The sequence below is a fragment of the Paenibacillus sp. FSL K6-1330 genome (assembly GCF_037976825.1).
In the GTDB taxonomy this organism is placed as follows: Bacteria; Bacillota; Bacilli; order Paenibacillales; family Paenibacillaceae; genus Paenibacillus_AQ.
This window is the reverse complement of sequence record NZ_CP150269.1, coordinates 6191624-6214713: the sequence shown is the minus strand read 5'-3', so window position 1 is coordinate 6214713 and position 23090 is coordinate 6191624. Positions and strand designations below refer to the sequence as shown.

At 49.0% G+C, this 23090-nt stretch carries 18 protein-coding genes and 1 pseudogene; 11 read left to right on the top strand and 8 right to left on the bottom strand.

Annotation, left to right across the window (positions count from 1 at the left end):
- Window positions 1–304 precede the first annotated feature (304 nt).
- From NYE54_RS28325 to NYE54_RS28310, 4 genes are all read left to right on the top strand, one after another.
- Complete coding sequence (locus NYE54_RS28325) at window positions 305–886, top strand: TetR/AcrR family transcriptional regulator (protein ID WP_076324739.1); 582 nt, start codon at window positions 305–307, stop codon at window positions 884–886.
- A 197-nt stretch (window positions 887–1083) separates the two neighbouring features.
- Window positions 1084–3351 carry a YhgE/Pip domain-containing protein gene (locus NYE54_RS28320; protein WP_339267837.1) on the top strand — a complete coding sequence of 756 codons (2268 nt, stop codon included), beginning with the start codon at window positions 1084–1086 and terminating at the stop codon, window positions 3349–3351.
- 511 nt (window positions 3352–3862) lie between these two features.
- Window positions 3863–8458, top strand: a complete 4596-nt coding sequence (gene gltB / locus NYE54_RS28315; protein ID WP_339267835.1) for a glutamate synthase large subunit — start codon at window positions 3863–3865, stop codon at window positions 8456–8458.
- Window positions 8459–8778: 320 nt separating this feature from the next.
- Window positions 8779–8925, top strand: a complete 147-nt coding sequence (locus tag NYE54_RS28310; RefSeq protein WP_179090689.1) for a hypothetical protein — start codon at window positions 8779–8781, stop codon at window positions 8923–8925.
- A 91-nt stretch (window positions 8926–9016) separates the two neighbouring features.
- Here NYE54_RS28310 and NYE54_RS28305 read toward each other — a convergent pair whose 3' ends face one another.
- On the bottom strand, window positions 9017–9385 hold the full coding sequence (locus NYE54_RS28305; protein ID WP_076324736.1) for a helix-turn-helix transcriptional regulator: 369 nt from the start codon (window positions 9383–9385) through the stop codon (window positions 9017–9019).
- A gap of 258 nt (window positions 9386–9643) precedes the next feature.
- Here NYE54_RS28305 and NYE54_RS28300 point away from each other — a divergent pair, with 258 nt between their 5' ends.
- Window positions 9644–10006 carry a hypothetical protein gene (locus NYE54_RS28300; RefSeq protein ID WP_339267833.1) on the top strand — a complete coding sequence of 121 codons (363 nt, stop codon included), beginning with the start codon at window positions 9644–9646 and terminating at the stop codon, window positions 10004–10006.
- A 387-nt stretch (window positions 10007–10393) separates the two neighbouring features.
- Complete coding sequence (locus NYE54_RS28295) at window positions 10394–11320, top strand: LCP family protein (protein ID WP_339267831.1); 927 nt, start codon at window positions 10394–10396, stop codon at window positions 11318–11320.
- A gap of 111 nt (window positions 11321–11431) precedes the next feature.
- Here the strand turns inward: NYE54_RS28295 and NYE54_RS28290 are convergent.
- Window positions 11432–11623 (bottom strand): annotated as a pseudogene (locus NYE54_RS28290) (helix-turn-helix transcriptional regulator); the annotation flags it as partial.
- 585 nt (window positions 11624–12208) lie between these two features.
- Between NYE54_RS28290 and NYE54_RS28285 the strand changes: the two are divergent.
- Window positions 12209–13126 carry an ABC transporter ATP-binding protein gene (locus tag NYE54_RS28285; RefSeq protein WP_076324733.1) on the top strand — a complete coding sequence of 306 codons (918 nt, stop codon included), beginning with the start codon at window positions 12209–12211 and terminating at the stop codon, window positions 13124–13126.
- Window positions 13119–13892, top strand: a complete 774-nt coding sequence (locus tag NYE54_RS28280) for an ABC transporter permease (RefSeq protein WP_339267829.1) — start codon at window positions 13119–13121, stop codon at window positions 13890–13892. Before NYE54_RS28285 ends, NYE54_RS28280 begins: the two co-directional genes overlap by 8 nt.
- Before the next feature lie 130 nt (window positions 13893–14022).
- Here the strand turns inward: NYE54_RS28280 and NYE54_RS28275 are convergent, their stop codons facing one another.
- Both NYE54_RS28275 and NYE54_RS28270 read right to left on the bottom strand, forming a co-directional pair.
- Window positions 14023–14442, bottom strand: coding sequence for a polymer-forming cytoskeletal protein (locus tag NYE54_RS28275; RefSeq protein WP_339267827.1), 420 nt, complete (start codon window positions 14440–14442; stop codon window positions 14023–14025).
- A 34-nt stretch (window positions 14443–14476) separates the two neighbouring features.
- Window positions 14477–15448 carry a M23 family metallopeptidase gene (locus tag NYE54_RS28270; protein ID WP_339267826.1) on the bottom strand — a complete coding sequence of 324 codons (972 nt, stop codon included), beginning with the start codon at window positions 15446–15448 and terminating at the stop codon, window positions 14477–14479.
- A gap of 238 nt (window positions 15449–15686) precedes the next feature.
- Between NYE54_RS28270 and cls the strand changes: the two genes are divergently transcribed.
- Complete coding sequence (gene cls / locus NYE54_RS28265; RefSeq protein ID WP_339267824.1) at window positions 15687–17117, top strand: cardiolipin synthase; 1431 nt, start codon at window positions 15687–15689, stop codon at window positions 17115–17117.
- Window positions 17118–17283: 166 nt separating this feature from the next.
- Window positions 17284–18201 (top strand): YitT family protein, encoded by a 918-nt coding sequence (locus NYE54_RS28260; protein ID WP_076324728.1) that lies wholly within the window; start codon window positions 17284–17286, stop codon window positions 18199–18201.
- Between the two features lie 61 nt (window positions 18202–18262).
- Here the strand turns inward: NYE54_RS28260 and NYE54_RS28255 are convergent, their stop codons facing one another.
- Together NYE54_RS28255 and NYE54_RS28250 are read right to left on the bottom strand one after the other, a co-directional pair.
- A complete protein-coding gene (locus NYE54_RS28255) occupies window positions 18263–19333 on the bottom strand; it encodes a serine hydrolase domain-containing protein (RefSeq protein WP_339267822.1) in 1071 nt (356 codons plus the stop codon).
- Between the two features lie 49 nt (window positions 19334–19382).
- The gene (locus NYE54_RS28250; RefSeq protein WP_339267821.1) at window positions 19383–19958 is read right to left on the bottom strand and encodes a TetR/AcrR family transcriptional regulator; all 576 of its coding nucleotides are present in this window, start codon (window positions 19956–19958) and stop codon (window positions 19383–19385) included.
- Between the two features lie 233 nt (window positions 19959–20191).
- Here NYE54_RS28250 and NYE54_RS28245 point away from each other — a divergent pair, with 233 nt between their 5' ends.
- Window positions 20192–21283, top strand: a complete 1092-nt coding sequence (locus NYE54_RS28245; RefSeq protein WP_339267819.1) for a radical SAM protein — start codon at window positions 20192–20194, stop codon at window positions 21281–21283.
- Here the strand turns inward: NYE54_RS28245 and ligD are convergent.
- Window positions 21266–22183: a non-homologous end-joining DNA ligase gene (ligD, locus tag NYE54_RS28240; RefSeq protein WP_339267817.1), complete on the bottom strand. Its 918-nt coding sequence runs from the start codon at window positions 22181–22183 to the stop codon at window positions 21266–21268. The genes NYE54_RS28245 and ligD overlap by 18 nt on opposite strands.
- A gap of 5 nt (window positions 22184–22188) precedes the next feature.
- Window positions 22189–23085 carry a DNA ligase gene (locus tag NYE54_RS28235; RefSeq protein ID WP_237566597.1) on the bottom strand — a complete coding sequence of 299 codons (897 nt, stop codon included), beginning with the start codon at window positions 23083–23085 and terminating at the stop codon, window positions 22189–22191.
- Window positions 23086–23090 lie beyond the last annotated feature (5 nt).

Below are 23090 nucleotides of genomic sequence, written 5' to 3'. Positions count from 1 at the left end.
TCTTACAAAACAGGAATCATTTTTTGAAGAGCGGCGCGAAAAAAAAGAGTATGCATCATAAGTATACGCGCGAAAGGGAAAAGCATTTCAATTATTTTACGGCTAGGAGTCAGAGTGTACCCTTACCTTAGACGTCATGATCAGATTTGAACCCTGCATATAAAATATTAAAAAATTTAACGAAAAGATATTGCAATGAATCCGATTATCTGGTAAAGTGATTTTTGACCGAATGACCGAAAAAGTATTTTGGTCAGTTTTGGAATGAAGGCCAAATTTAAAAGATCAAGAAGGAGGGGTAAGCATGTCAGCTGTGGACCGTCGGAAGCAGGTGCTAGATGCTGCCTCCAAGTCGTTTGCTTTGTTCGGATATAAAGCGACGACGATGGAACAGGTGGCGAAGATTGCGAATGTAGGGAAAGGTACGATTTACACGTTTTTCACGAATAAGGATGAACTGTTTGACGAGATTTTGCTGTCGGCCATTATGGAGATGAAACGTATTGCCGAGCGCGAGATCCAGAAGGACAGAGATTTCTTCGACAATCTGTATCGGGTGCTGGATGCGCTGCTTGAATTCCGAAGCGAGCATGAGCTGTTCATTAAGCTATCGCAAGAAGTCCGGGATATCGGCACGCCGAAGGCACATGAAGGGTTGACGAAGGTGGAGAACGGAATCGTCGGGTATCTCGAGGGGATTGTGGAGCAGGCCATCTCAATCGGTGAGCTCAAGCCCCTGGATGCACAAGTGGTATCCTTCGTGATGCTGAAGCTGTATGTTGCGCTCACGACGGACTTTAATCAGCTTCACAAGCCGCTGAGCAAGGAACAGATTAAGGAATATATGATGGTGTTCCTGGCTAACGGGTTGAAGGCCACTTCATAAGAAGGATGCAAGAACCTCCTTCGTGATGAGGAAGGCGGACTCTCTAGGCTTGAGGGATCGTCTTCCTTGCCAGGGATCGTTTTTTTTGGCCCGAATTGACTAAATGAGGATATTGGTCATTATGTACTGGAATGTGATCTGCGAGAATGCAGATTCATGTCGGCTGGTTATCTAGAGAAAAAAAGGAGAGAGACTGGATGAAGTCATTATCTGTATTTGGAAAAGATCTTGGCGCTGCCGTTCGGAATAAAAAAATACTGATTCCGATCATCGCGGTGCTGTTCATACCGGTCATGTATAGCGGTATGTTTCTCGGGGCCTTTTGGGACCCGTACGGAAAGATGGAGGATTTGCCCGTTGCGGTCGTCAATAATGACCAGGGCGCTGTTTTTGAAGAAAAGACGCTTCACGCTGGTGAGGATTTGGTTGCCGAGCTGAAGAAGGGAAAAGATTTTAATTGGCAATTCGTTGATCGGCAAGAAGCTGAGCAGGGCATGAAGGATAACAAATACTACATGACCATCAGCATTCCCGAGAATTTCTCACAGCAGGCGACAACTTTAATGGATGAACATCCGCAGCCTGCGCAAATCGTGTTTGAGCCGAATGAAGGGTACAACTTCCTGGCAGCTCAGATCGGTGGATCTGCGGTGAAGCAGATTCAGGCCAAGGTGTCCGCGAAAGTGACGGAAGCCTATACGGAAACCCTGTTCGATCAAGTAGCCAAAGTATCCGATGGCTTGAGCGAAGCGGGAGACGGCGCGACCAAGATATCCGAAGGTGCCGTAAAACTCGATGATGGCGCCGTGAAGTTGAAGGAAAACTTGGCTAAACTTGTCAGTGGCACACAGGAGCTTCAGGATGGAATCGCACCTTTGACCAAAGGCGTGCAGGAACTGAATAACGGTGCAGGCAAGTTGAATACAGGAGCGGGCACCCTCGCTTCCGGCTTAGATCAGCTCAAAGCGGGTCACAACAAGCTGCAAGCAGGAGCTGAGGAAGCGAGCAAGGGTGGTGCGAAGCTGCAAGCGGGGATTGAATCTGCCGCAGCGGGCAGTACCACTCTGAATAACGGCTTGCAAGCCAACCAGGCAGGGGCTTCGCAGCTTGCAGCAGGCGCGAAAAGCGCTCATGATGGCAGCAGCAGTCTGAAAGCCGGACTGAATCAATCGCTGGAGGCTACGGCTTCCTTGGAGCAAGGTGCCAAAGCCGTTGCAGACGGATTGAAGAAGCTGGCTGAGAGCAATCCGGAGCTGGCGCAAAGTCCGGAGGTTCAGCAGCTGCTGGCTGTGAGCCAATCCGTTGCCACTGGCACAAGCGGGTTGAATGCCGGCCAGAAACAGTTGGCACAAGGCGCATCCGAGCTGAATCAAGGCACGCTGCAGCTGCAGGAAGGCGCTGGCAAGCTGAGCGCAGGAGCGAACCAGCTGGCTGAAGGCGGCAAACAGCTCGCAGCTGGCGGTCAAGAGCTGCTGGCTGGTGCCAAACAGCTGAACGCTGGCCAAAAGCAATTGGCTGACGGCATGAAGCTGTTCGGCACGAAGCTGAGCGAAGCGGCAGCTGGCGGTAAACAGCTCGCAAGCGGCGCAGCGACCCTTTCGCAAGGGACGCAGCAGCTAGCTGGAGGAGCAGGCAAGCTCGGAAGTGGTGTTACAACGCTTGCCGACGGCTCGAAGAAGCTGGATTCCGGAGCTGGTGAGCTGGTAAACGGAATGAATGAATTGAAGGAAGGCAGCGGAGAGCTTGCAGGCAAGCTGAACGAGGCTGCCGACAAGACAGGCGATATCAAAACAACCGATGAAACGGTCACCATGTTTGCCGGTCCGGTACAGGTTGAAGAGCACAAAGTGAACGAAGTGCCGAACTACGGTACGGGATTCGCACCATACTTCCTGTCGCTCGGTTTGTTTGTCGGAGCCCTGCTCTGTACAATTATTATGCCAATCCGCAGTGCATCGGTACCGAATGCATCGGGCTGGAACAGGTTTGTCAGCCGTACGCTCTCCTTTGCCGGTATGGGATTGATTCAAGCGCTGCTGGCAGCGGTCGTCATGCTGTACGGATTGAAGCTTGAGGTACAGAGCGTTCCGCTCTTCTATCTCTTCTCTATCATTACAAGCTTGTCGTTCATGTTCCTGGTGCAAATGTTCGTAACATGGCTGGATCAGCCTGGACGCTTCGTCGTCATCGTTATCCTGATCCTCCAATTGACAACAAGCGCAGGCACGTTCCCGGTAGAGCTGATTCCGAACTGGATGAAAGCATTGAATCCGCTTCTGCCGATGACTTACAGCGTAAAAGGATACAAGGACGTCATTTCCACAGGAAGCTTCGACGGCATGTGGGCCAATGTTGGTGTACTGGCCGGATTCGGTCTCGTATTCCTGGCACTGACCGCTGTGTACTTCCTGGCTACTCGAAACAGCAAGAAAGCAGCAGACACCGATACAGCGTTGACTGCATAAGTAAGATAGCTATTATATGAAGGAAGAGGACTTCCCCGAAGATCGATCAGATCTCGGGGAAGTCTTTTTTTTGAAGAGATGTTGGGAGCGGGAGGGTGTTTTAAAAGAAGAAAAGGCCCCTTTCGAATATGAAGGTGAAGTGTAAATCTGAGCGGATGGTTGTGTGGAAATGAGAGAAGGTGAACAAAACCGCCTGTTCGGAATGTTTTATTTGCATGTTTTTTTGCACTATTATACATAAGTTTTAACAGTGTATTGGGATAACTCTCATAAAAACAATTCTTATCAAATTCATAAAAACTTTGAATTGCCTGCACTGTATGACGGTGCTAAAATATATAGAACTAATAAATCTTACGTGTTAGGTAAATGTTACCCCTTGCCGCTTTTGCACAATACTGCATCGCCTCGTGACAGTGTGTTCACTGCAGGAGAGGATTGATGTCCAACCTTTATGTTTTCTGTTATTGATCAGCAGCATTTTATTCTATACAAAGAAAGGTTGCATCTTATGAAACATACTGATTTTCCCCAGAAACAGGGCCTCTATGATCCGCAGTTTGAAAAAGATGCTTGCGGTATGGGTTTTGTTGCCCATATCAAGGGTAAGCCATCCCATGAAATCGTTAGCAGCGCGCTGACCATGCTTGCTAATATGGAGCATCGCGGCGGTCAGGGCAGCGAGCCGAACTCCGGTGACGGTGCTGGGATTATGTTGCAAATTCCTCACTCTTTCTTCTCCTTCGAAGCAGCGAAACTGGGCTTTGAGCTTCCCGAAGCCGGGCATTATGGTGCCGGCATGCTGTTCCTATCCCATGATCCTGCTGTCCGTTTGGCCCATGAAGACCAGTTGGCTTCGATTATTGCTGAAGAAGGTCAGACCCTGCTTGGATTCCGTGATGTCCCAACCCATGATGAAATGCTGGGTAAATCAGCAAAAGCGGCAAAGCCGTATGTTCGCCAAGTGTTCATAGGACGAAGCGCCGACATTCAGGATGATCTCTCGTTCGAGCGCAAGCTGTATGTCATCCGCCGTCGGGCCGAGCTGGCTATCCGTTACAGCGGCAAGCCCGAAGGCGATAGCTTCTATGTGTCCAGCCTTTCCTGTCGGAAAATCGTATACAAAGGCATGTTAACGACGGAGCAGGTGGGGGAATTTTACTTGGACCTGCAGGAAGAAGGATTGGAATCCGCTATCGCGCTGATTCACTCCCGTTTCAGTACGAACACTTTCCCAAGCTGGGAACGTGCGCATCCGTACCGCTTCATGATTCACAACGGCGAGATCAACACGCTGCGCGGGAATGTCAACTGGATGCACGCCCGTCAATCACTGTTTGAACATGAACTGTTCGGAAGCGATCTGGAGAAGGTTAAACCTGTCATCAATCCGGACGGATCCGATACCGGTATGTTCGATAATACATTTGAATTCCTGTATCTCAGTGGTCGTTCCCTGCCGCATGTGGCCATGATGATGGTCCCTGAGCCGTGGAGCAACCATGAGAGTATGGATAAGACCAAAAAAGCATTCTACGAATACCACAGCACCCTGATGGAGCCATGGGACGGCCCGGCCGCAATGGCGTTCACGGACGGTGTTCAGATCGGGGCTACCCTGGACCGGAACGGACTGCGTCCATCCCGTTATTATGTAACGAAGGATGATCTGATCATTCTGTCCTCCGAAGCGGGCGTACTGGATATTCCGCCGGAAAATGTGCTGTATAAGGACCGCTTGCGTCCTGGCCGGATGCTGCTCGTTGACACGCAGGAAGGCCGGATCATCTCCGATGAAGAAGTCAAAGCGAGTATCGCCGCTGAACTTCCGTACTCTGAATGGCTGGATGAGCATCTGGTAGAGCTTCATGATCTTCCTGAACCACCGGAACTGCCGGATCCAAAGCATGAAAATGTACGTCAGCTGCAACAAGCCTTCGGTTATACGTATGAGGAGCTGCGCAAAGTAATCGAGCCGATGGCGATCACGGGTGCGGAAGCTGTTGCATCCATGGGATATGATGCACCGCTCGCGGTGTTGTCCGATCGTCCGCAACGGCTGTTCAACTACTTCAAGCAGATGTTCGCCCAGGTGACAAATCCGCCGATTGATGCGATTCGTGAAGAACTCGTCACTTCAACCGCAACAACGATCGGTCCGGAGCGTAACCTGCTGAAGCCTGAGCCCGAAAGCTGCCGTCACATCCGTCTGGATTCGCCGGTGCTCTCAAATGAAGACTTTGCGAAGCTGCGCCACATTCGTCGTCCCGGCTTCAAATCCATGACCATTCCGATTTTCTTCCCGGCAGCGGAAGGTGCAGAAGGGCTTCGCCAAGCAATCGAAACCCTTTGCGAGGCAGCGGACCGGGTCATTGTCAAGGGCCATAACATCTTGATCTTGTCGGACCGCGGCGTGGATAAAGACAATGCTGCAATTCCATCGCTGCTTGCCGTTTCATCTCTCCATCATCACCTGATCCGTCAGGGAACCCGGACCAAGGTGGCGATCCTGCTTGAATCCGGTGAGCCTCGTGAAGTGCATCATTATGCCCTGCTGCTGGGTTACGGCGTTAGCGCGGTCAATCCGTATCTGGCGTTCGAAACACTGGATGACATGATTGCGGAAGGCATGCTTCGCGGGATCTCGCATGAGAAAGCCGTGAAGAATTACATTAAAGCGGCAAACAAGAGCGTTGTCAAAGTGTTGTCGAAAATGGGGATCTCCACGATCCAATCTTATCGCGGGGCCCAAATCTTTGAGGCTGTCGGCCTCAAAGAAGATTTCGTAGAAAGCTATTTCACGCGGACGCCATCCCGTATCGGGGGCATTGGGCTGGAAGAAGTGGCCAAGGAAACTCTGGCCCATCACGAGCGTGCCTTTACCGATAAGGATGGGAACGATAAAGCGCTGGATTCAGCCGGCGAATATCAATGGAGAGCTGACGGGGAAGAGCATTTGTTCAACCCGAGAACCATCCATTTGCTGCAGCAGGCTGTCCGAACCAATGACTATGCAACTTATAAAAAATATGCAGAGCTTGTGAAAGGGGAGAATGAGCAGCATCTTACGCTGCGCTCACTGCTCGAAATCAAGCCAGCCGGCGAACCGGTACCCCTGGATGAGGTTGAATCCGTAGAATCCATTATGCGCCGATTCAAAACGGGCGCGATGTCATTCGGCTCGATCAGCAAGGAAGCGCATGAGAGTATTGCGATCGGGATGAACCGCATCGGAGGCAAGAGCAACACGGGTGAAGGCGGAGAGGATCCGGCACGTTTCATCCCGGAGGCCAATGGCGACTCCCGCCGCAGCGCCATCAAGCAGGTGGCCTCGGGACGTTTCGGCGTAACCTCCAACTACCTGGTGAATGCGGACGAAATCCAGATTAAGATGGCGCAGGGCGCGAAGCCGGGTGAAGGTGGACAGTTGCCGGGCCGTAAAGTGTATCCTTGGGTAGCCGAGGTTCGTGGTTCGACGCCAGGTGTTGGCCTGATTTCGCCGCCGCCGCATCATGATATCTACTCCATTGAAGATTTGGCGGAGCTTATTTACGACCTGAAGAACTCCAACCCGCGTGCGGATATCAACGTGAAGCTTGTATCCGAGGTGGGTGTGGGGACGATCGCTGCAGGTGTTGCGAAGGGCCGCGCGGACATTATTCTGGTCAGTGGTTACGATGGTGGAACGGGGGCTTCGCCGCAAGGCTCGATCCGACATGCGGGTATGCCTTGGGAGCTTGGCCTTGCCGAGACCCATCAGACACTCATCATGAACAATCTGCGTGACCGCGTTGTGCTTGAGACGGATGGCAAAATGCTGAACGGACGCGACTTGGTGGTAGCGGCTCTGCTTGGGGCCGAAGAGTATGGCTTCTCTACGGCACCATTGGTTGCCGTCGGATGTATCATGATGCGTGTCTGCCAAATGGATACCTGTCCGGTTGGCGTAGCCACGCAGAATCCAGAGCTGCGTAAGAACTTTACAGGAGATCCGGAGCATGTTGCCAACTTCATGCGCTTTGTCGCTCAAGACATGCGCGAGTTGATGGCAGAGCTTGGTTTCCGCACCATTAATGAGATGATTGGACGTACCGATTGCCTGGATGCCGTCAAAGCGGATCATCACTGGAAGAAGAAAGGTGTGGATATCTCCGCATTGCTGTATACGCCGGAGCTTCCGGCAGGCAGCACTCGCTATCGCAGTCAAAGACAGAATCATGGTCTGGAAGAAACGCTGGATATGCGTTCACTGCTCAGCAGCGCTGCGCCTGCATTGGAATCGGGTGCAGCGGTGGAAGGAACGTTCCCAATCACAAACGTGGATCGTGCAGTGGGTACCATACTGGGCAGTGAAGTCACGCGCAAATACGGCGCTGCCGGACTACCTGAAGACACGATTCAATTTAACTTCGTGGGTTCCGCAGGCCAGAGCTTTGGTGCCTTTGTGCCGAAAGGGATGACGCTGACGGTGGAAGGGGATGCGAATGACTATATCGGTAAAGGCCTTTCCGGCGGCAAGCTGATCGTGAAGCCTTCGCCAAAAGCAACCTTCAAAGCCGAGGAGAACATTATTGCCGGTAATACCGCGTTCTATGGTGCTACAGGCGGTGAAGCCTACGTAAGAGGCATTGCTGGTGAGCGCTTTGCCGTTCGCAACTCGGGTGCGAACATTGTGGTTGAAGGCGTTGGTGATCATGGCTGTGAATACATGACCGGCGGCCGGGTAGTCGTGCTCGGCGAAACCGGACGCAACTTCGCGGCCGGGATGTCTGGCGGTGTAGCCTACGTCTATGATCCTGAAGGAACTTTTGTGGATCGCTGCAATCTGGAGATGGTACTCCTTGAGCGTGTGGAGGAAACAGTAGAAGCGGAAGCACTCCATCATCTTATCCAGCAGCATGAGCAGTACACCGGCAGTGTGCCGGCACAGCAAATTCTAGGAGATTGGGATCAGGCGCTCAGCCGTTTTGTCCGTATTATTCCGAAAGATTACAAGCGCATGCTGCTGCATATCGAGAAGGCTCAAGACCAAGGCCTGGCGGGTGAAGCTGCACTCCTCGCCGCTTTTGAGGCGAATATGAAAGAATTGGCTCGTACAGGGAACTAACATCTGATGTTATGATATTAGAAACCATATTGTGTTCTTTAATGAATGCAATGTGGTTTTTTTTCATATATAAATAAGTTACGATGAGTCTTATTAAGAAATTTGTATTTTCAACAAAATATTTCAAAAGAAAATTCGACAAAATTAGAACCGGAAGCATAGGACAAAGGCTCCATAAGACGACAGCATCATGTGGATTCGTTGGTTATAATATTGGTAAGTAAGTTGTTTAATAGGTTGTTGCTGTATACATGTAATTTCAACAAGTATGAGCAGCTGGGATGGAGAGGAAATTATAGATAAGCGAGGTAGTTGTGGAAATGAGTGTGGACAAGGAGAGAGGCTCCGGAAGCACCGAGCAGCGGCTTGACCAACAGAAAACGAACATCGACATCAATAAGCTCATGACTCAATTGGGAATCCATCCTGATAAATGGCTGCAAATGGAGGAATTACGAAAAGATTAGATAGGGTCTCATGGTGACGAGAAAATCCCCGACATGTTGTGATAGTAGTATCCTACACGTCGGGGATTTGTAGTTCTTGGGCGTAAAGCCGTTATTTCATGGCTCGTTCCATGCGAACAAATGCAATAAATCGCTTGGCTTCATCTTCAGTGAGCTTGCGGCCGTCCACTGTAAGGTTAAAGCGTTCCAATAAATCCTCATCGGATAGTTCAAGTCCGTCCACAAACGATCGAACCTCCGCATCAAGCACCGTCTTTTCCTGTGTCGTTCTCCCGATCAGATAATCTATGGATACGTCAAACAGATCTGCCAGGCGGGTCAATGTTTCGAAATCGGGCTTGCGCCGATTTTTTTCATAATGGGATAGTGCAGCACGTGTAATACCGACAGAGGTAGCGAGCTCTTCCTGAGTCCACCCATGTTGTTCACGTAATTCAGATATTCGTTCTCCGTAGTTCACGCATTGATCCCCCTTTCGAATGGCTTGTATCTATAGAAGTTAATTGAATAGATCTATAAGTTGAAATTGCCGGTTTATTATATACATAAAAAGACTACTTTTTATTGACTAGATACAATATGTATCGTATTATAAACATTAATAAGATACATATTGTATCTGCAATGTAAAGGTTTGGGTACAGTTAGTATCATTTTATCCAGTGCAGAAATGTCCCATACCAAAAAATTATAATAAGGAGCGGATGAGTTACCTCCAATGTTACGAGAACGGCAACACCAAATTACAGTAAAGATTAGAGTCATGCAGATCGGGGAATTAACCATTCATGGGAAAAGTCATTCCGTTACACCGCTTGAGTTGCTGCCAAGTGGTCTTGTATTCCTATGCCCTTGGGAAATACCGATTCATTCTAATGTTATATTGGGTTACGAAATCGATGATAATGTGGATCATATTCTGCTTTCAGGCCACATTGAATCAAGGGGACTCTTTTATGGACGCCAATTGTATCATACGGAATTCTATACAGATGGCGATAAAAAGACCCGTATCGTGGGTATGTTGAACCGAATGATGTTCGGTCACAGCGAATCGAATAAAATGAGTCTCTATAACTGAAACGTAATTCATGGATAGCCTGCAGCGAACAGGTATTCACGATGAATCATTATCATGGTTTATTGATATTCTACTATATTTATGTTGCTTGGTCATTAGTTCTTTTACCTTAAATCCTTGTGCATGATGTGGGATGGGTTTAGATTATCGTTGTTTTTCTCCTACTATAAATAAACTTGTTTATATGATTTCATATGCAGATTTATATTCAATCTTGAATTGGAGTTGTATATTTAGTTCATTGTAATCATGAAACCTCCTCGATACATATTTCTGCGAGTTCTTTATCCCCTGACCCTTGTTCACTATGAATTCAACGTATTTAATGATTCAACATTGACCTTTAACGGAACAGGATAAGGTCAATGCAATGGAGGGCATCACTGGATGAAAATGAGAAGGAAATGGGTCCTGTGGCTTCTAGCTATTCTTATACTGCTGCCTTCTGCGTATCTTCTGTATACGTATCAATCCATTAAATCGACAGCTAATCGGATTTACGAAGAACGGGAGCCTTCGCCTGTAGTCCCAACCTTCGTACAGGATCGGACGACAATTCAGGTCGGCGATAAAAATATGAGGGACGCTGATCCATTTACTGTTCTGGTTTTGGGCGTAGACCAAAGGCCCTATGATCGTGGGCGATCCGACGTCATGATATTAATGGCAGTAAACCCTGCAAAGGGGTCAGTACTGATTTTTAATATCCCACGTGATACGAGGACTGATATTGTAGGACATGGAACGGTGGATAAAATCAATCATGCCTATGCCTTTGGAGGCGTTGAGATGTCGGTCAGCAGCGTCGAGAATTTTTTGCAATACCCTATCGATTACTACATTAAAGTAGACATGGAGGGCTTCTCCAGCATTGTAGATTCATTGGGTGGAGTCACCGTAAATAACAATATGGGGTTCGCATATGCTGGCTATGACTTTGATGAGGGGAAGTTGAACTTAAACGGTGATGAAGCACTGGCATTCTCGCGTATGCGCTTTGAAGATCCTAATGGAGACTTAGGTAGAAATACAAGGCAACGGGAAGTTCTGAAAGGGATCTTAAATAAGTTAATAAGGATTTCGACTGTGTTTAAACTGGAATCACTTCTGGATAACATTGGGAGCAGTGTCAAAACGGATATTTCGTTTGAAGAGATGAAGATGTTTGTAACAGAGTACCGTCAAAAACTGAAAAGGGTTGAGCAGGTTGAAATTGCTGGCCACGGTCAAAAAATGAATGGAATTTGGTATTATATCGTCGGTGATCAAGAAAGAGAAAAGATAACGTCTACTTTAAGAGCGTATATGGAATGACTCGTAACACAAAACCCCCTTTTTGAGTAGAGGGGGTTTTGTGTGTGAAGGAGAATAACGAAGTTTTAGGTTATTTTGATTGTTTTTTGAGTAGGGGGATTGAACAGACTATCTTCCAATGATTTGATCAATCGTGGTTTGAAATACGTCCGCTAACCTTGTTAGCGTTTCCAGATTTGGTTCTCGGCGATCCTTTTCATAATGTGATAAAGAAGCCCGACTGATTCCAATGCGCTCGGATAGCTCTTCTTGGGTCCAACCATTTTGCTCCCGCAATTTTGCAATGCGAGATCCATATGACATTCATACTCACCTCTCTACAAATTCCATTAATTTAGAGAAAACATACATCATATAAAAACATCTAATATGATACAAAATGTATCTTAATTTCGGTCTATCGTCAATACATATTGTAGCAATTATTTAAAATTTAGAAAAAAATGTATCTTTAACCTTCTAATATAATGGACATTTCAGGTCCTATAGTCTTAACATGATTTGATTTATTTACGTTTGACAAAGAGTAACAATTTATATAGAATTTTTATTGTGGATACATTATGTATCATTCTGTGCATAGAATAGATGCATCAATCCCGAAAGAGGAGATGACGGGATGAAAGAAGTGATGATGTATTGCGTCAGTTGCTGTCGGATGCTTCCCATCACCCAATGCCACAACTTGTATAAAACCGGCTTCTATAAGCATAATGTTCCGGCGGGAGTCTGCAAGGAGTGTCAATCGGCTTTGTTGGTGCATTACAAGTAGACGGCTCCATTCCTATGCAGTGTAGGGGTCATGCATTTCAACAATTTTGTCCTTTGCCCTAGTATTGTATAATTGTGAAGATTGACATGATACAAGGGCAAAGGAGAATAGATTACATGAAGCAGGAACCGCTGGTAAGACTGCTCGGGGTTACGAAGAAAATCTCGTCCAAGGTTTTGGTAGATCATGTGACTTTAGATATCCCCCCTGGACAAATCTTCGGATTTCTTGGGCCGAACGGAGCAGGCAAGACAACGACCATTCGCATGATGGTCGGGCTGATGTCCATTACCCAAGGGGATATTACCATCGGGGGTTACAGCATACGGAAGAATTATGAACAGGCAGCCGCTCAGATTGGGGCGATTGTCGAGAACCCTGAGATGTATAAATTTTTGTCTGGTTATAACAATCTGAAGCATTTTGCGCGTATGATGCAAGGCATTACCAAAGAACGTATCGATGAGGTCGTGGAACTTGTCGGTCTCGGGAATCGGATTCATGAGAAAGTGCAGACCTATTCGCTGGGGATGCGCCAACGGCTTGGCGTGGCACAGGCACTGCTGCACCGGCCGAAGCTTCTGATCCTGGACGAGCCTACGAATGGCTTGGATCCGCAGGGCATTCGGGAGCTGCGTGATTATTTGCGCAGATTGACGCAGGAGGAAGGGACGACCGTATTCGTCTCCAGTCATTTGCTGTCTGAAATGGAACTGATGTGTGATACCGTTGGCATTATACGTCACGGCAAGCTGATTGATATCCGTCAGCTGCGTACGGCTGAGGGAGAACGGGTGTTTGAAGAGACCGCATTTACCGTCAATGATGCGGATGCAGCGGCAGCGCTGCTCCAGGAATATCAAGCGTCAGCCCGCGATCACCGAATCATTGTTCGCGGCGACGAGAATATGATTGCGGATATCAACGCGGCATTGGTTGGGGCAGGTATACGCGTATATGCCATTCAGCCGGTGACCCGTTCGCTAGAGGATCAATTTTTGGAAATGACGGGAGGGGGATCCGTTGTTGAATAACTTTACCCGTCTTGTTGCCAATGAGAATATGAAAATTTACTATCGCGTAAGGACATGGGTCATGCTGGCGATTCTCCTCTTGTTTAATGCGGCCATGCCTATCATGCTGTACTATACGAATGCCCCGATGGATGTCTGGACCGTATTTACATGGACGGAGAGTTTCACCATCTACCTAAGTACAATATTTACGGTAATTATCGCTGCGGATATCGTGGCCGGGGAATTTGCCGGAGGCACCATCAAATTGCTGCTGATCCGGCCGTGGAGCCGAGGGAAGATTCTGTTGTCCAAATTCACATCCCTGATTCTATTCGGTCTGCTCTGTGCGGGAATTACGGCCGTGGCAGGGATCGCTATGTCGCTGCTGTTGTTTTCCGGCAACACCGGATTATCGGACGGATTCGCGGGATCATCGATGAACAACTCGCTGCTTCTCCTGTTGACCGATACGATCCAGGCGCTGGTCATCTCGTTAATTGCGTTTATGCTCTCTACGGTGTTTCGTTCTGGCGGTCTGGCGATTGGATTATCGCTGATGCTCTTGTTCACCAAGGATATTTTCGGTTTTATCTTTAATCCGGAGCGGTTTGAATGGGCGAAGTATTTACTCTTTCTCCACATCGACCTAAGCGGCTATATCCAATCGCCTGTCGGACCGGGAGGAGTGGGGCTGAGTTTCTCCATCACGATTCTGGTTGTTTATTGCTTGTTGTTCATGCTTATCTCTTGGTTGGCCTTTACGAAGAGAGACGTTGCAGCTTAATTTATGGTTAAGGAAAAGAGCTCCTTCTACCCCTGTGAATCACATGGATGGGAAGGGGCTCTTTGATTATGTCGGCTGAAAGACCGGGCCGATCGATATGAAGGGTTCGGGTGGTCGTCCATACGCCAGGTTAACCTGCTTCCGAGCGCTGAAGCGGCAGTGTGGTGTCCGTTGACTCCGCAGCTTCTTGAGTCGAGGTTTGATGCTCCATTCGGCTTGCTCCATTGAGGAGTCCGCCTTCCATAACGATCAGGGAAGCGGCGTAAACATCCCCGTACATCTGTCCCGTAGGTGTGATGGTCAGTTTGTTTTCCGCCGTCACATCGCCATACACCTTGCCGGCCACGATAACTTCCCGAGCGGAGATATTGGAGCGGGCAATCGCTTCTTCGCCGATAGTTACACAGCCTTGGCTTTCGATGGAGCCGTTAAAGCGCCCGTCAATCCGCAGATTATCCTCGCATTGCAGCACGCCCTCAACTTCACTACCTGGTCCAATCAGCGTATCTGTTCGCTGGGCAGCCCGCTTGTTCTTGTTTTTCTTTTTCATATTACATTCCTCCTCATAAATGAATGGATGGTGCTTACTGCAGATAAGGCAAAGGGTTAATCGTCTGGTTGTTTTTGACGACCTGGAAATGAAGATGAGGACCTGTGCTTCGCCCGGAGGATCCCAGCTTGCCAATGGATTCACCTTGCTCGACATGATCGCCTACCGACACGGCCAGACTGTCCAGATGCATGTACCAGGTCTCCAGACCATTCGGATGTTTGACTACGATATAAAGCCCTCGGGCTCCGCTGCGTTCCGCTGCCGTCACCTCACCAGCGCCTGCTGCATAGATCGGATCGCCGGTTTTACCGGCAATATCGATGCCGGCATGATAGGCCGAACGCCCGGTAAAAGGATCGCTCCGATAACCGAAATTCGATGTCAGCCGTTTAGAGGTGGTTGGCCACAGTGAGGGTGTGCCTTCACGTTTCTCTTGGGTCTCCTGGGCTTGATCCAGCGTACGCGGAATATGACGCTCCATACGTGAAATCAACTGCTGAATCTCCTCGAAATCATCATGGGTCTCCCTTGCGAGACTTAACATTTCATTCTCATGAACGGCAATGAATTCCCCTCCGACATGCTGCTTATCCTCAGCTGTGATGGAGGAGGTCTGTCCTGACAAGCTGCCGTGCTTCTGAATAAACTGCTGAAGCTCCTGCTCCAGCTGCTGAACGCGCTCCATCTGGACCTTCGTTTGCTCTGCTTCACCCGACAGCTGAATGATGGCTTTGTTTAAGCGTTCAATGGCTTCCTCCTTGTCGGTGACCGTCACTTCCATCTTTAAGGCTTCCAGGCTTCTGAGCATCAGCTGCTGTTCCAGCCCTGAGATCGTTTGGGCCGACTGGATCTGCAGGGAAACGATCAGTCCGGCGATGGACAAAATAGCGGCCGCGGGCACCGCTATCATTAGAGGCTTGGACAGATGGATCTGTTTGACTGAATGCTGGGCATCCCGAAGCACCAGCAGGGTTAAGCGTTGTTTACGGTGTGTGGTTTTCATGGCATCTCCCTTCCATACATCATTTATGAATCATGGTACCCGCTAGACTTGGCCAGCTCCTTATCTAGTATGTATTCTATTCTCTCGAAGAACATGTCAAAAATTATTAGATAAGAGAACTTATTCAGTATGGTGCGTCATTGGGTAATTGAATAAATACATATGGAATTGGTCAATGATGTAGTGTAGTTATTCGGTTCAAAATACGACTATTATTCATGCTGAGGAGGCTGTCGATATGGTATGGCTTCTGGTTGCACTTATTACTTTTATTTTGCAGATGGTTGCAGTGCTGTTGCTGGAGTTTCGGAATCCGTCCAAGGCCGTGGCGTGGCTGTTTATTTTATTTTGCCTCCCATTGATCGGGTTTGTACTCTATTTCTTTGTGGCGAGGGACTATCAGAAGCGGTTGAAGATTCGCAAGCGGGGCTCCAGACTGTTTCAGGAACTCAGGGGGCACCTATGGGATCGGGCCGCCGTTGTTCGGCACAAGGAAGATATGAACAATGCCGGATTTCATCACAATGATCGTTTGTTCAATCTGCTTAATCACTTGTCGGAGAGTCCGATTACAGGGTGTAATCAGAGCCGAGTGTTGACGGATGGGAAAGAGACTTACGCTGCCATGCTGAGCGCGATGGAGCAGGCCAAAGATCATATTCATGTGGAGTTCTATATCTTTCGTCATGACCGGATCGGCACGAAGTTTCAGGATGTCATGATTCGAAAGGCACGGGAAGGCGTCAAGGTACGTCTGGTTTGTGACGGGCTTGGCAGTTACAAACTCAAGAAAACGTTCATTCAGCGGTTTAAGGAATCGGGAGTGGAGTTCTATTTCTTCCTGCCCGCCATGGTTTCGATGTTCAGCCGCAGAATCAATTACCGGAATCACCGTAAAATCGTTGTAGTGGATGGCACGATCGGTTTTCTTGGCGGGATTAACGTCGGGGACGACTATCTGGGCGAATATCCGAAAATGGGCTACTGGCGCGATACGCATCTGGAAGTAAAGGGGGATGCAGTCTATTTCTTGCAAAATGTGTTTCTGCACGACTGGAAGCTTGCTTCCGGGGAGCGTATTGCGGATTTCGGGCTGTTCCCGGAGCATCAATGCACCGGGGATGAGCAAATACAAATTTTGAGCAGCGGACCGGATCTGAGCTGGAATGCCATTCAGGAGATGTGCTTCGGGGCGATTTCCGTAGCCAAGGAACGGATATGGATCACAACGCCGTACTTCATTCCCGATGAAGGGATATATGAGGCGCTGAAGACGGCAGCGGTGAGCGGTGTGGATGTACGGATCATTATTCCGGATCGTGCCGATTCCCGTTTTGTGAAGATGGCAAGCTTGTCCTACGTAGAAGAGCTGCTGGCAGCTGGAGTTACCTTCTACGAGTATGAAAAAGGATTCATCCATGCCAAGGTGCTCATTGTGGACGAACTTCTCGGTTCGGTCGGTACGGCGAATATGGATATGCGGAGTTTCTTCTGTAATTTTGAGCTGACAGCCGTACTGTTTGATCAACTGCCGATAGAACAGTTGGTTGCGGATTTTAAGGAGGATCTCAAACAGAGCAGGCAGATTGATGCGGAGAGGTTTCGTCAGCGCGGAAGATGGCAGAAAGCAGCCGAAATTTTATGCAGGATGCTGTCACCCTTACTATAAGTGTAACATCTTACATCAGGTGTAAGAGTGTTGAAAGGGCAAGTGAAATTCAGGAAGAAACCTGAAAGTTCTATGTCCAGCATTTATTATATGATAGAATATTTATAAGAGTTTCACTTATAAATATAAATTAGCTTATTTTTCATAAGTTGAACGGGGGAGATTTATGTCAAGTGATGTGAAGATTCTTGCGCAAGTGAAAGCGGAGCAGCAGAAGCCGGAGAATCCCAAGGCAGGCTCAACCACCTTGAAGCTTCTCCGTCGTCTGGTGTTCTTAACTTTCGGTGCGGTATTGATGGCAGTAGGGCTGGAGATCTTTCTGGTACCCAACAGAATTATTGACGGAGGCATTACCGGTGTATCCATTATGGTTTCCCATATCACCAATGTTCCGCTAGGTGTATTCCTGACCTTGTTCAACCTTCCATTTTTATTTATGGGATATAAACAAATTGGGAAAACCTTTGCATTATCCACGCTGTTCGCCGTCGTGATCATGTCCATTGGAACTTATTTTCTACATCCCGTGGATCCGATCACCATTGATCCGCTGCTTGCGGCCGTGTTCGGCGGCGTTCTACTCGGAATCGGGGTTGGTCTTGTTATCCGGTCCGGCGGCTCCTTGGACGGAACGGAAATCGTGGCTATTCTGATCAACAAAAAGACGCCGTTTTCTGTCGGTGAAATCGTGATGTTCATTAACGTATTTATTCTTGGCAGCGCAGGATTTATTTTCGGTTGGGATCATGCCATGTACTCGCTGATTGCTTATTACCTGGCGTTTAAACTGATTGATATTACAATTGAAGGCATTGATCAATCCAAATCGGTTTGGATTATCAGTGATAAGCATAAGGAGATCGGTGATGCGCTGACCCAACGTCTTGGGCGCGGTGTAACCTATCTGGAGGGAGAGGGCGCTTATTCCGGCGACAGCAAGAAAGTTATCTTTGTTGTCATTACCCGTCTGGAAGAAGCGAAGCTCAAATCCATCGTAGAAGATTGGGATTCCCAGGCTTTTGTTGCCATCGGGAATATCCATGACGTGAAGGGCGGCCGCTTTAAGAAGAAGGCCATTCATTAATGCACCAATATTCCGATGTTCCACCCATGTTGAGAGTTAACACGGGTGGAACATTTTTTTGTTAAGGGACATCTGCGTGCAAGCGAAGTGCCTTTTTTTCCCGTCCATATTGACGAATGATTCTTGCCATCGCCTGCACAGCCGCAGATTGACCGATAGCCTGGTTAACGGTTCCGGTGAAATAAAGTCCTGATTCAGGGTGATGGAAGGCAAAGGCGCCGGATTGACCCCAGTGACCGATGAGTCCTCGTCTCAAGCCAAATGGAGAAAGCGGCTGTCTTGAAATGCCGGTGCCATAGAAAAAGGGGCCAGGTGCCCAGAGAAAATTCCATTCTCTTTGGAGTTCCACCAAATCACCTATCGGAAACAACTCCCCATTAAAAAAGGCCCGCAGGAAAATCATCGTTTCCCTTGCCGTTGAGACGATACCGCCTTCCGCTCCGATTGACGCCATATACTGCGGAAGGTCCAAACGCTTCTTCTTATAATAGAATGGAACAGGAGTCGTATCCTCCGGGTTATGATAGAAATACGTCTGTGTCAGATTCAGCTTGTCGAAGATGTATTCCTTGAATACGCTCTGAATGGAGTCACCCTTGATATTCTCGATGATCAGCCCAAGCAGCCGATAGTTGGTGTCGGAATATTGGGCTTTTTTCTGCTGTCCCGGTATGAATTTAGGCTTTCGCCGTCTCGCTGCATTCAATGTTTTGTCCAGACTCCAAGCCTGATCATGCCCGGCGATGAGCTCCGAGAAGACGTCTCCTGAAAAATAGTCCGGGATGCCTGACGTATTGGACATTAACTGTTTGACGGTAATTTCTTCGGTGTAATCCCTGTTCTCCATCATATGGAGTCCCGCGATGATCTCTTTTGAAAGGTACTCGCTGATGGGATCATCGAGCCCAAGCCGCTGCTCCGCTCGTAACTTCAAGATTACGGCTGTCACATACAATTTAGTCACGCTGGCAATGAAATAGCGGTCCTCAGTCTGCATCTCCCCGCCGCTGCTGACAAGGGAGAGTGATTGCTTCTGGTCCTCGACGCACAAAACCGTGCTAAACACATTTCTTTTATTGGCGATCTGAGCCAACCATTTATCCAGAAGCGACTGCTCCAGGGCTCTTCCCATTCTCCATATACCTCCCATGGATCCTAATTTATCGATACCTTATGCAGATTCATGTCTCTTGCTGTTTCCGCAAACGAGCGGCACGAATGAAATCCTCAGCGGCTTCGTCCATCATATGGATCATCCTGTCGTCATCCACGCTCTCGGTGAACAAATCATTGGCTAGCATGACACAGAGACCTGTCTGAAAGGTTTGCATTTTCAAAAAAATCGATTGCAGTTCCTGATCAGAAAATCCCGCAAGCTCCGGGTCCAACTTCATTAACCCGATAACCTCACGAATTTGTTCCGGGGTATTCTTCATATGGGGATTGTTCTTCATGATCAAATCCCGGTAGAGTACAGGGTATTCCTTCGCAAATCGCAGACTTGCCATGCCGATATCCCGGAACGGCTGACCGGATTGCTGCTCTGCAATCAACCCTCTGGCCACCTGAAAGGCCTTTTCGACGACCTGTTGAACCAGTTCTTCAGCATCGTTGAAATTGACATAGATTGGCGCGATGGAGCTGCCCAGTCGTTCGGCTACTTTTCGAATCGTAATGGACTCGATTCCATCCGTCTGAGCAATGTCAAATGCGGCTAGCACGATATCTTGTTTGGTGAACTTCGTTTTTGGTGCCATTGCTGTCTGCAACTCCTTAGATTATTTATATGTGAAACAGTCGATACATATCACATGATATATATATATTAATTATAAATAACAATTGGACCGGGTTCAACCTTTTCGTATAAGGTGTTGCTGGAGGTTTATTTGTAAATCCAGTAAAATCCACTTATAATAAGAACACATGTTTGTTAAAATATGAAATAGTTCAACATACAGCAGTAAAGGATCAGAGGGGAGGAAGAGGAGTGGCTCGTACGTTATATGAACGGATAACTACCAAACAGACTTTAAACAGAGTGAAGGAAGAGAGGATGCCCTTCGATTGGTCCATCAATCCGTACCGCGGATGCGGGCATGGCTGCAGCTTTTGTTATGCCCGTGCGTTCCAATCCTTTATCGGCATGGGGGCGGAGGATGAGTTTCAGCACCATATCTTTATGAAGTCGAATGCAGCCGAAGCGCTGGAGAAGCAGTTATCGAGTGCAGCGAGGAAGTTTGATCATGATATTGAAGCGATGCGCAGATTTATTGGACAGGTTACGATCGGTACGGCAACCGATCCATACCAGCCGATCGAGAGCAAGGAGGGCATTACGAGGGAGTGTTTGAAGCTGCTTGCTAAATACCGCATCTCCACAAGCATTACAACGCGCTCTCCGCTCGTGCTCAGAGATATGGACATATTGACCCGAATGGAGAATGTGTCCGTTAACATAAGTCTCAACACGCTGAATGGGGACATCATCCGGAAGCTGGAGCCGGCATCGCCTCATCCGGAGGGCAGGCTCGATACGATTCACCGATTATCGGCTGCAGGCATAAGAACGGGCTTGTTTGTGGCGCCTGTGCTGCCCTTTTTGACGGATAAGGAGTCGGAACTGAAGGATCTCCTGTCGCAGGCGAAGGTAAGGGGCGTTTCCTTTGCCATGATCTCGTTACTGAGACTCTCGCGCGACGTGAAGAAATGGTATATCGAAACACTTAAACACCAGTTTCCCGAAGTGGTTCAGCCTTACCGCGAGTTATATGGACAGGGCGCATATGCCGAAGAGCATTACGTGCGTTCCTTCAAATCGATGGCAGCCAGGCTGCTGAATGAATATGAGCTGAATGGACTGACCTCGGAGGCATCGGCTGCTGCCGTGAGCAAGGCTGGGGCGATCGAAAGCGTGACTTCTCAACAGAACGGGACGCAGGTGGAAGGCGCTCGCGATCACCTTCTTTCAGTGGGGGACTTGGTTGCTCCTGCACAGCCAAGGAAGCTGCCACAACCGGCAGCGCCGGTCTCCGGTGAGGAGCTAATGCCGGATGTTGAACAGCTATCCTTTCCTTTTTGAGGCTCCCTTACCTTGGGGCTTCAGATGTCGGATGACGTTCTCGATCGGTTGCGGAGACAAGGTCTGAAGCAGGTCGCCCTTCTCTCTTAGCCGTTCTTCAATGTTCAGCAGATGAAAATCCGTGGGAGAAACATCCTGACGGACCTCATCCCAAGTGAGCGGCGTGGAGACGGTCCCCAGCCGTCGGGCCCGTGGGGTATACGGAGCGGCGAGCGTCCTTCCGCTGTAGTGTTGAAGATAATCGAAATAGATTTTATCGCCGCGATTCTTCTTAAGTCGTTCGATGGTGAACAGCTTGGGGAACTTCTCGGTTACATACTGCCCCACGAATTGGCCGACCGTGCGAAGTTCATCGAACGTAATGCCTTCCGGAATCGGCACGATGATCTGCACCCCGGTTGCTCCTGAGGTTTTTGGGACGGAGGACAGGCCCAAGGAGCTCAGGACGTCCCCTACAATCGCAGTCGCCTCCATGATCCGCGGCTCCTCCGGCAGCGTTGGATCCAGATCAATCATCCATTCGCAGGGCAGATTGCTGCCTGCAAGGTGTAGTGAAGGGTGAAACTCAAGCGCTGCCAGGTTCCCCAGCCAGAGCAGCTCCGGCAGTCCGTTGAGCAGCACGTAGTTAATATTTTCGTGCACATAGGTCTGCACAAAAGGCGGCAGCGGCTCCGGCGCATTTTTCTGATAGAAGGATTCGCCCTCGGCCCCGTGCGGATACCGGATGGTCGTGAGCAGTCTGCCCCGGCAGTACCGGAGCAGGAACGGGGAGATGGCCGCAAGCTTTTGCAGATACATCGCTTTAGTAATGCCGACTTCCGGCCATAGCGGTTTGTCGGGATTCGTAATTTGAATCTCCTGTCCCTCGATCATTAGGGTCCCTTTGACGGTACGAGCCATATGGTTTACACCCCCTCAATCGATACGAGTTTGGGATGGCGCATCATGCCATCCTGACTCCATTCAAGAAATGTGACCTGAACGGAAAGCGGCTGGCTAAGCCAGGCCAGCTGTTCTTTCTTCAGGTCGGTATGGAGCGTACTCCATATCGCATCAGCACGATGGCTTTCGGCATATTGCAGCAGCCGCTTCTTCGTCTGCTCATTAAGCCCCAGGGAAGCCCGGCCAATGTAGTTACCGTCGTCATCGGCAATGACGAGGCTGGCGACACGGCCTTCCCTGATAATCATGGCGACGGCGGAGGCTGTCATGTTCACGGCGATCTTTTTCTTGTACCAATCCCGATGTTTCTTGCCTTCACGATAAGGAGAGGAGAGGCGCTTCATCACAATGCCCTCCCATCCCCGTTCTTCGGCCCAACTCCATAAATGCTCGCCTTCAAGAAACAGATCCGCGGTCAGCAGGCCCGGTGTGTCGGAAACGATTTCCTTCAGGCGGTGGTGACGTTCAAGATAGGGCAGCTTACGCAAGTCTTGGTCGCCGTCCACCAGAATGTCGAAGAGAACATAAGTAAACAGAGGAGCATTCGTGCTGATCGCACGCGAACGCTCCCGCTGAAGAACCTTCTGAAACACGGGACGACCCAGCTCCGGATGAAAATAGACAACCTCGCCATCCAAAAGAAGACGCCGATCCTGCAGGCCGGATAATGCCTGAACGACTTCGGGATACAGAGACGTTTTATCGAGCAGCTTGCGGGAATATAACGATACGCGGTTCTGGTCAAGTCCGGCCAGAATGCGCACGCCGTCCCATTTCAGCTGATAACCCCAATCCTCGCCTGTCGTGATTTGATCCGTCGAGATCGGTGCCATCGGCTCTTTGGGCAGCAGATTCTGCATTTGTC

Coding starts and splice junctions, on each gene's coding strand:
- NYE54_RS28255 (WP_339267822.1), bottom strand. CDS start 19,333: ATGGGAAGAGCCCTGGAGCAGTCGCTTCTGGATAAATGGTTGGCTCAG.
- NYE54_RS28270 (WP_339267826.1), bottom strand. CDS start 15,448: ATGAAAACCACACACCGTAAACAACGCTTAACCCTGCTGGTGCTTCGG.
- NYE54_RS28320 (WP_339267837.1), top strand. CDS start 1,084: ATGAAGTCATTATCTGTATTTGGAAAAGATCTTGGCGCTGCCGTTCGG.
- ligD (WP_339267817.1), bottom strand. CDS start 22,183: ATGGCTCGTACCGTCAAAGGGACCCTAATGATCGAGGGACAGGAGATT.
- NYE54_RS28300 (WP_339267833.1), top strand. CDS start 9,644: ATGTTACGAGAACGGCAACACCAAATTACAGTAAAGATTAGAGTCATG.
- NYE54_RS28325 (WP_076324739.1), top strand. CDS start 305: ATGTCAGCTGTGGACCGTCGGAAGCAGGTGCTAGATGCTGCCTCCAAG.
- NYE54_RS28235 (WP_237566597.1), bottom strand. CDS start 23,085: ATGCAGAATCTGCTGCCCAAAGAGCCGATGGCACCGATCTCGACGGAT.
- NYE54_RS28295 (WP_339267831.1), top strand. CDS start 10,394: ATGAAAATGAGAAGGAAATGGGTCCTGTGGCTTCTAGCTATTCTTATA.
- NYE54_RS28275 (WP_339267827.1), bottom strand. CDS start 14,442: ATGAAAAAGAAAAACAAGAACAAGCGGGCTGCCCAGCGAACAGATACG.
- NYE54_RS28310 (WP_179090689.1), top strand. CDS start 8,779: ATGAGTGTGGACAAGGAGAGAGGCTCCGGAAGCACCGAGCAGCGGCTT.
- NYE54_RS28285 (WP_076324733.1), top strand. CDS start 12,209: ATGAAGCAGGAACCGCTGGTAAGACTGCTCGGGGTTACGAAGAAAATC.
- NYE54_RS28250 (WP_339267821.1), bottom strand. CDS start 19,958: ATGGCACCAAAAACGAAGTTCACCAAACAAGATATCGTGCTAGCCGCA.
- NYE54_RS28260 (WP_076324728.1), top strand. CDS start 17,284: ATGTCAAGTGATGTGAAGATTCTTGCGCAAGTGAAAGCGGAGCAGCAG.
- cls (WP_339267824.1), top strand. CDS start 15,687: ATGGTATGGCTTCTGGTTGCACTTATTACTTTTATTTTGCAGATGGTT.
- gltB (WP_339267835.1), top strand. CDS start 3,863: ATGAAACATACTGATTTTCCCCAGAAACAGGGCCTCTATGATCCGCAG.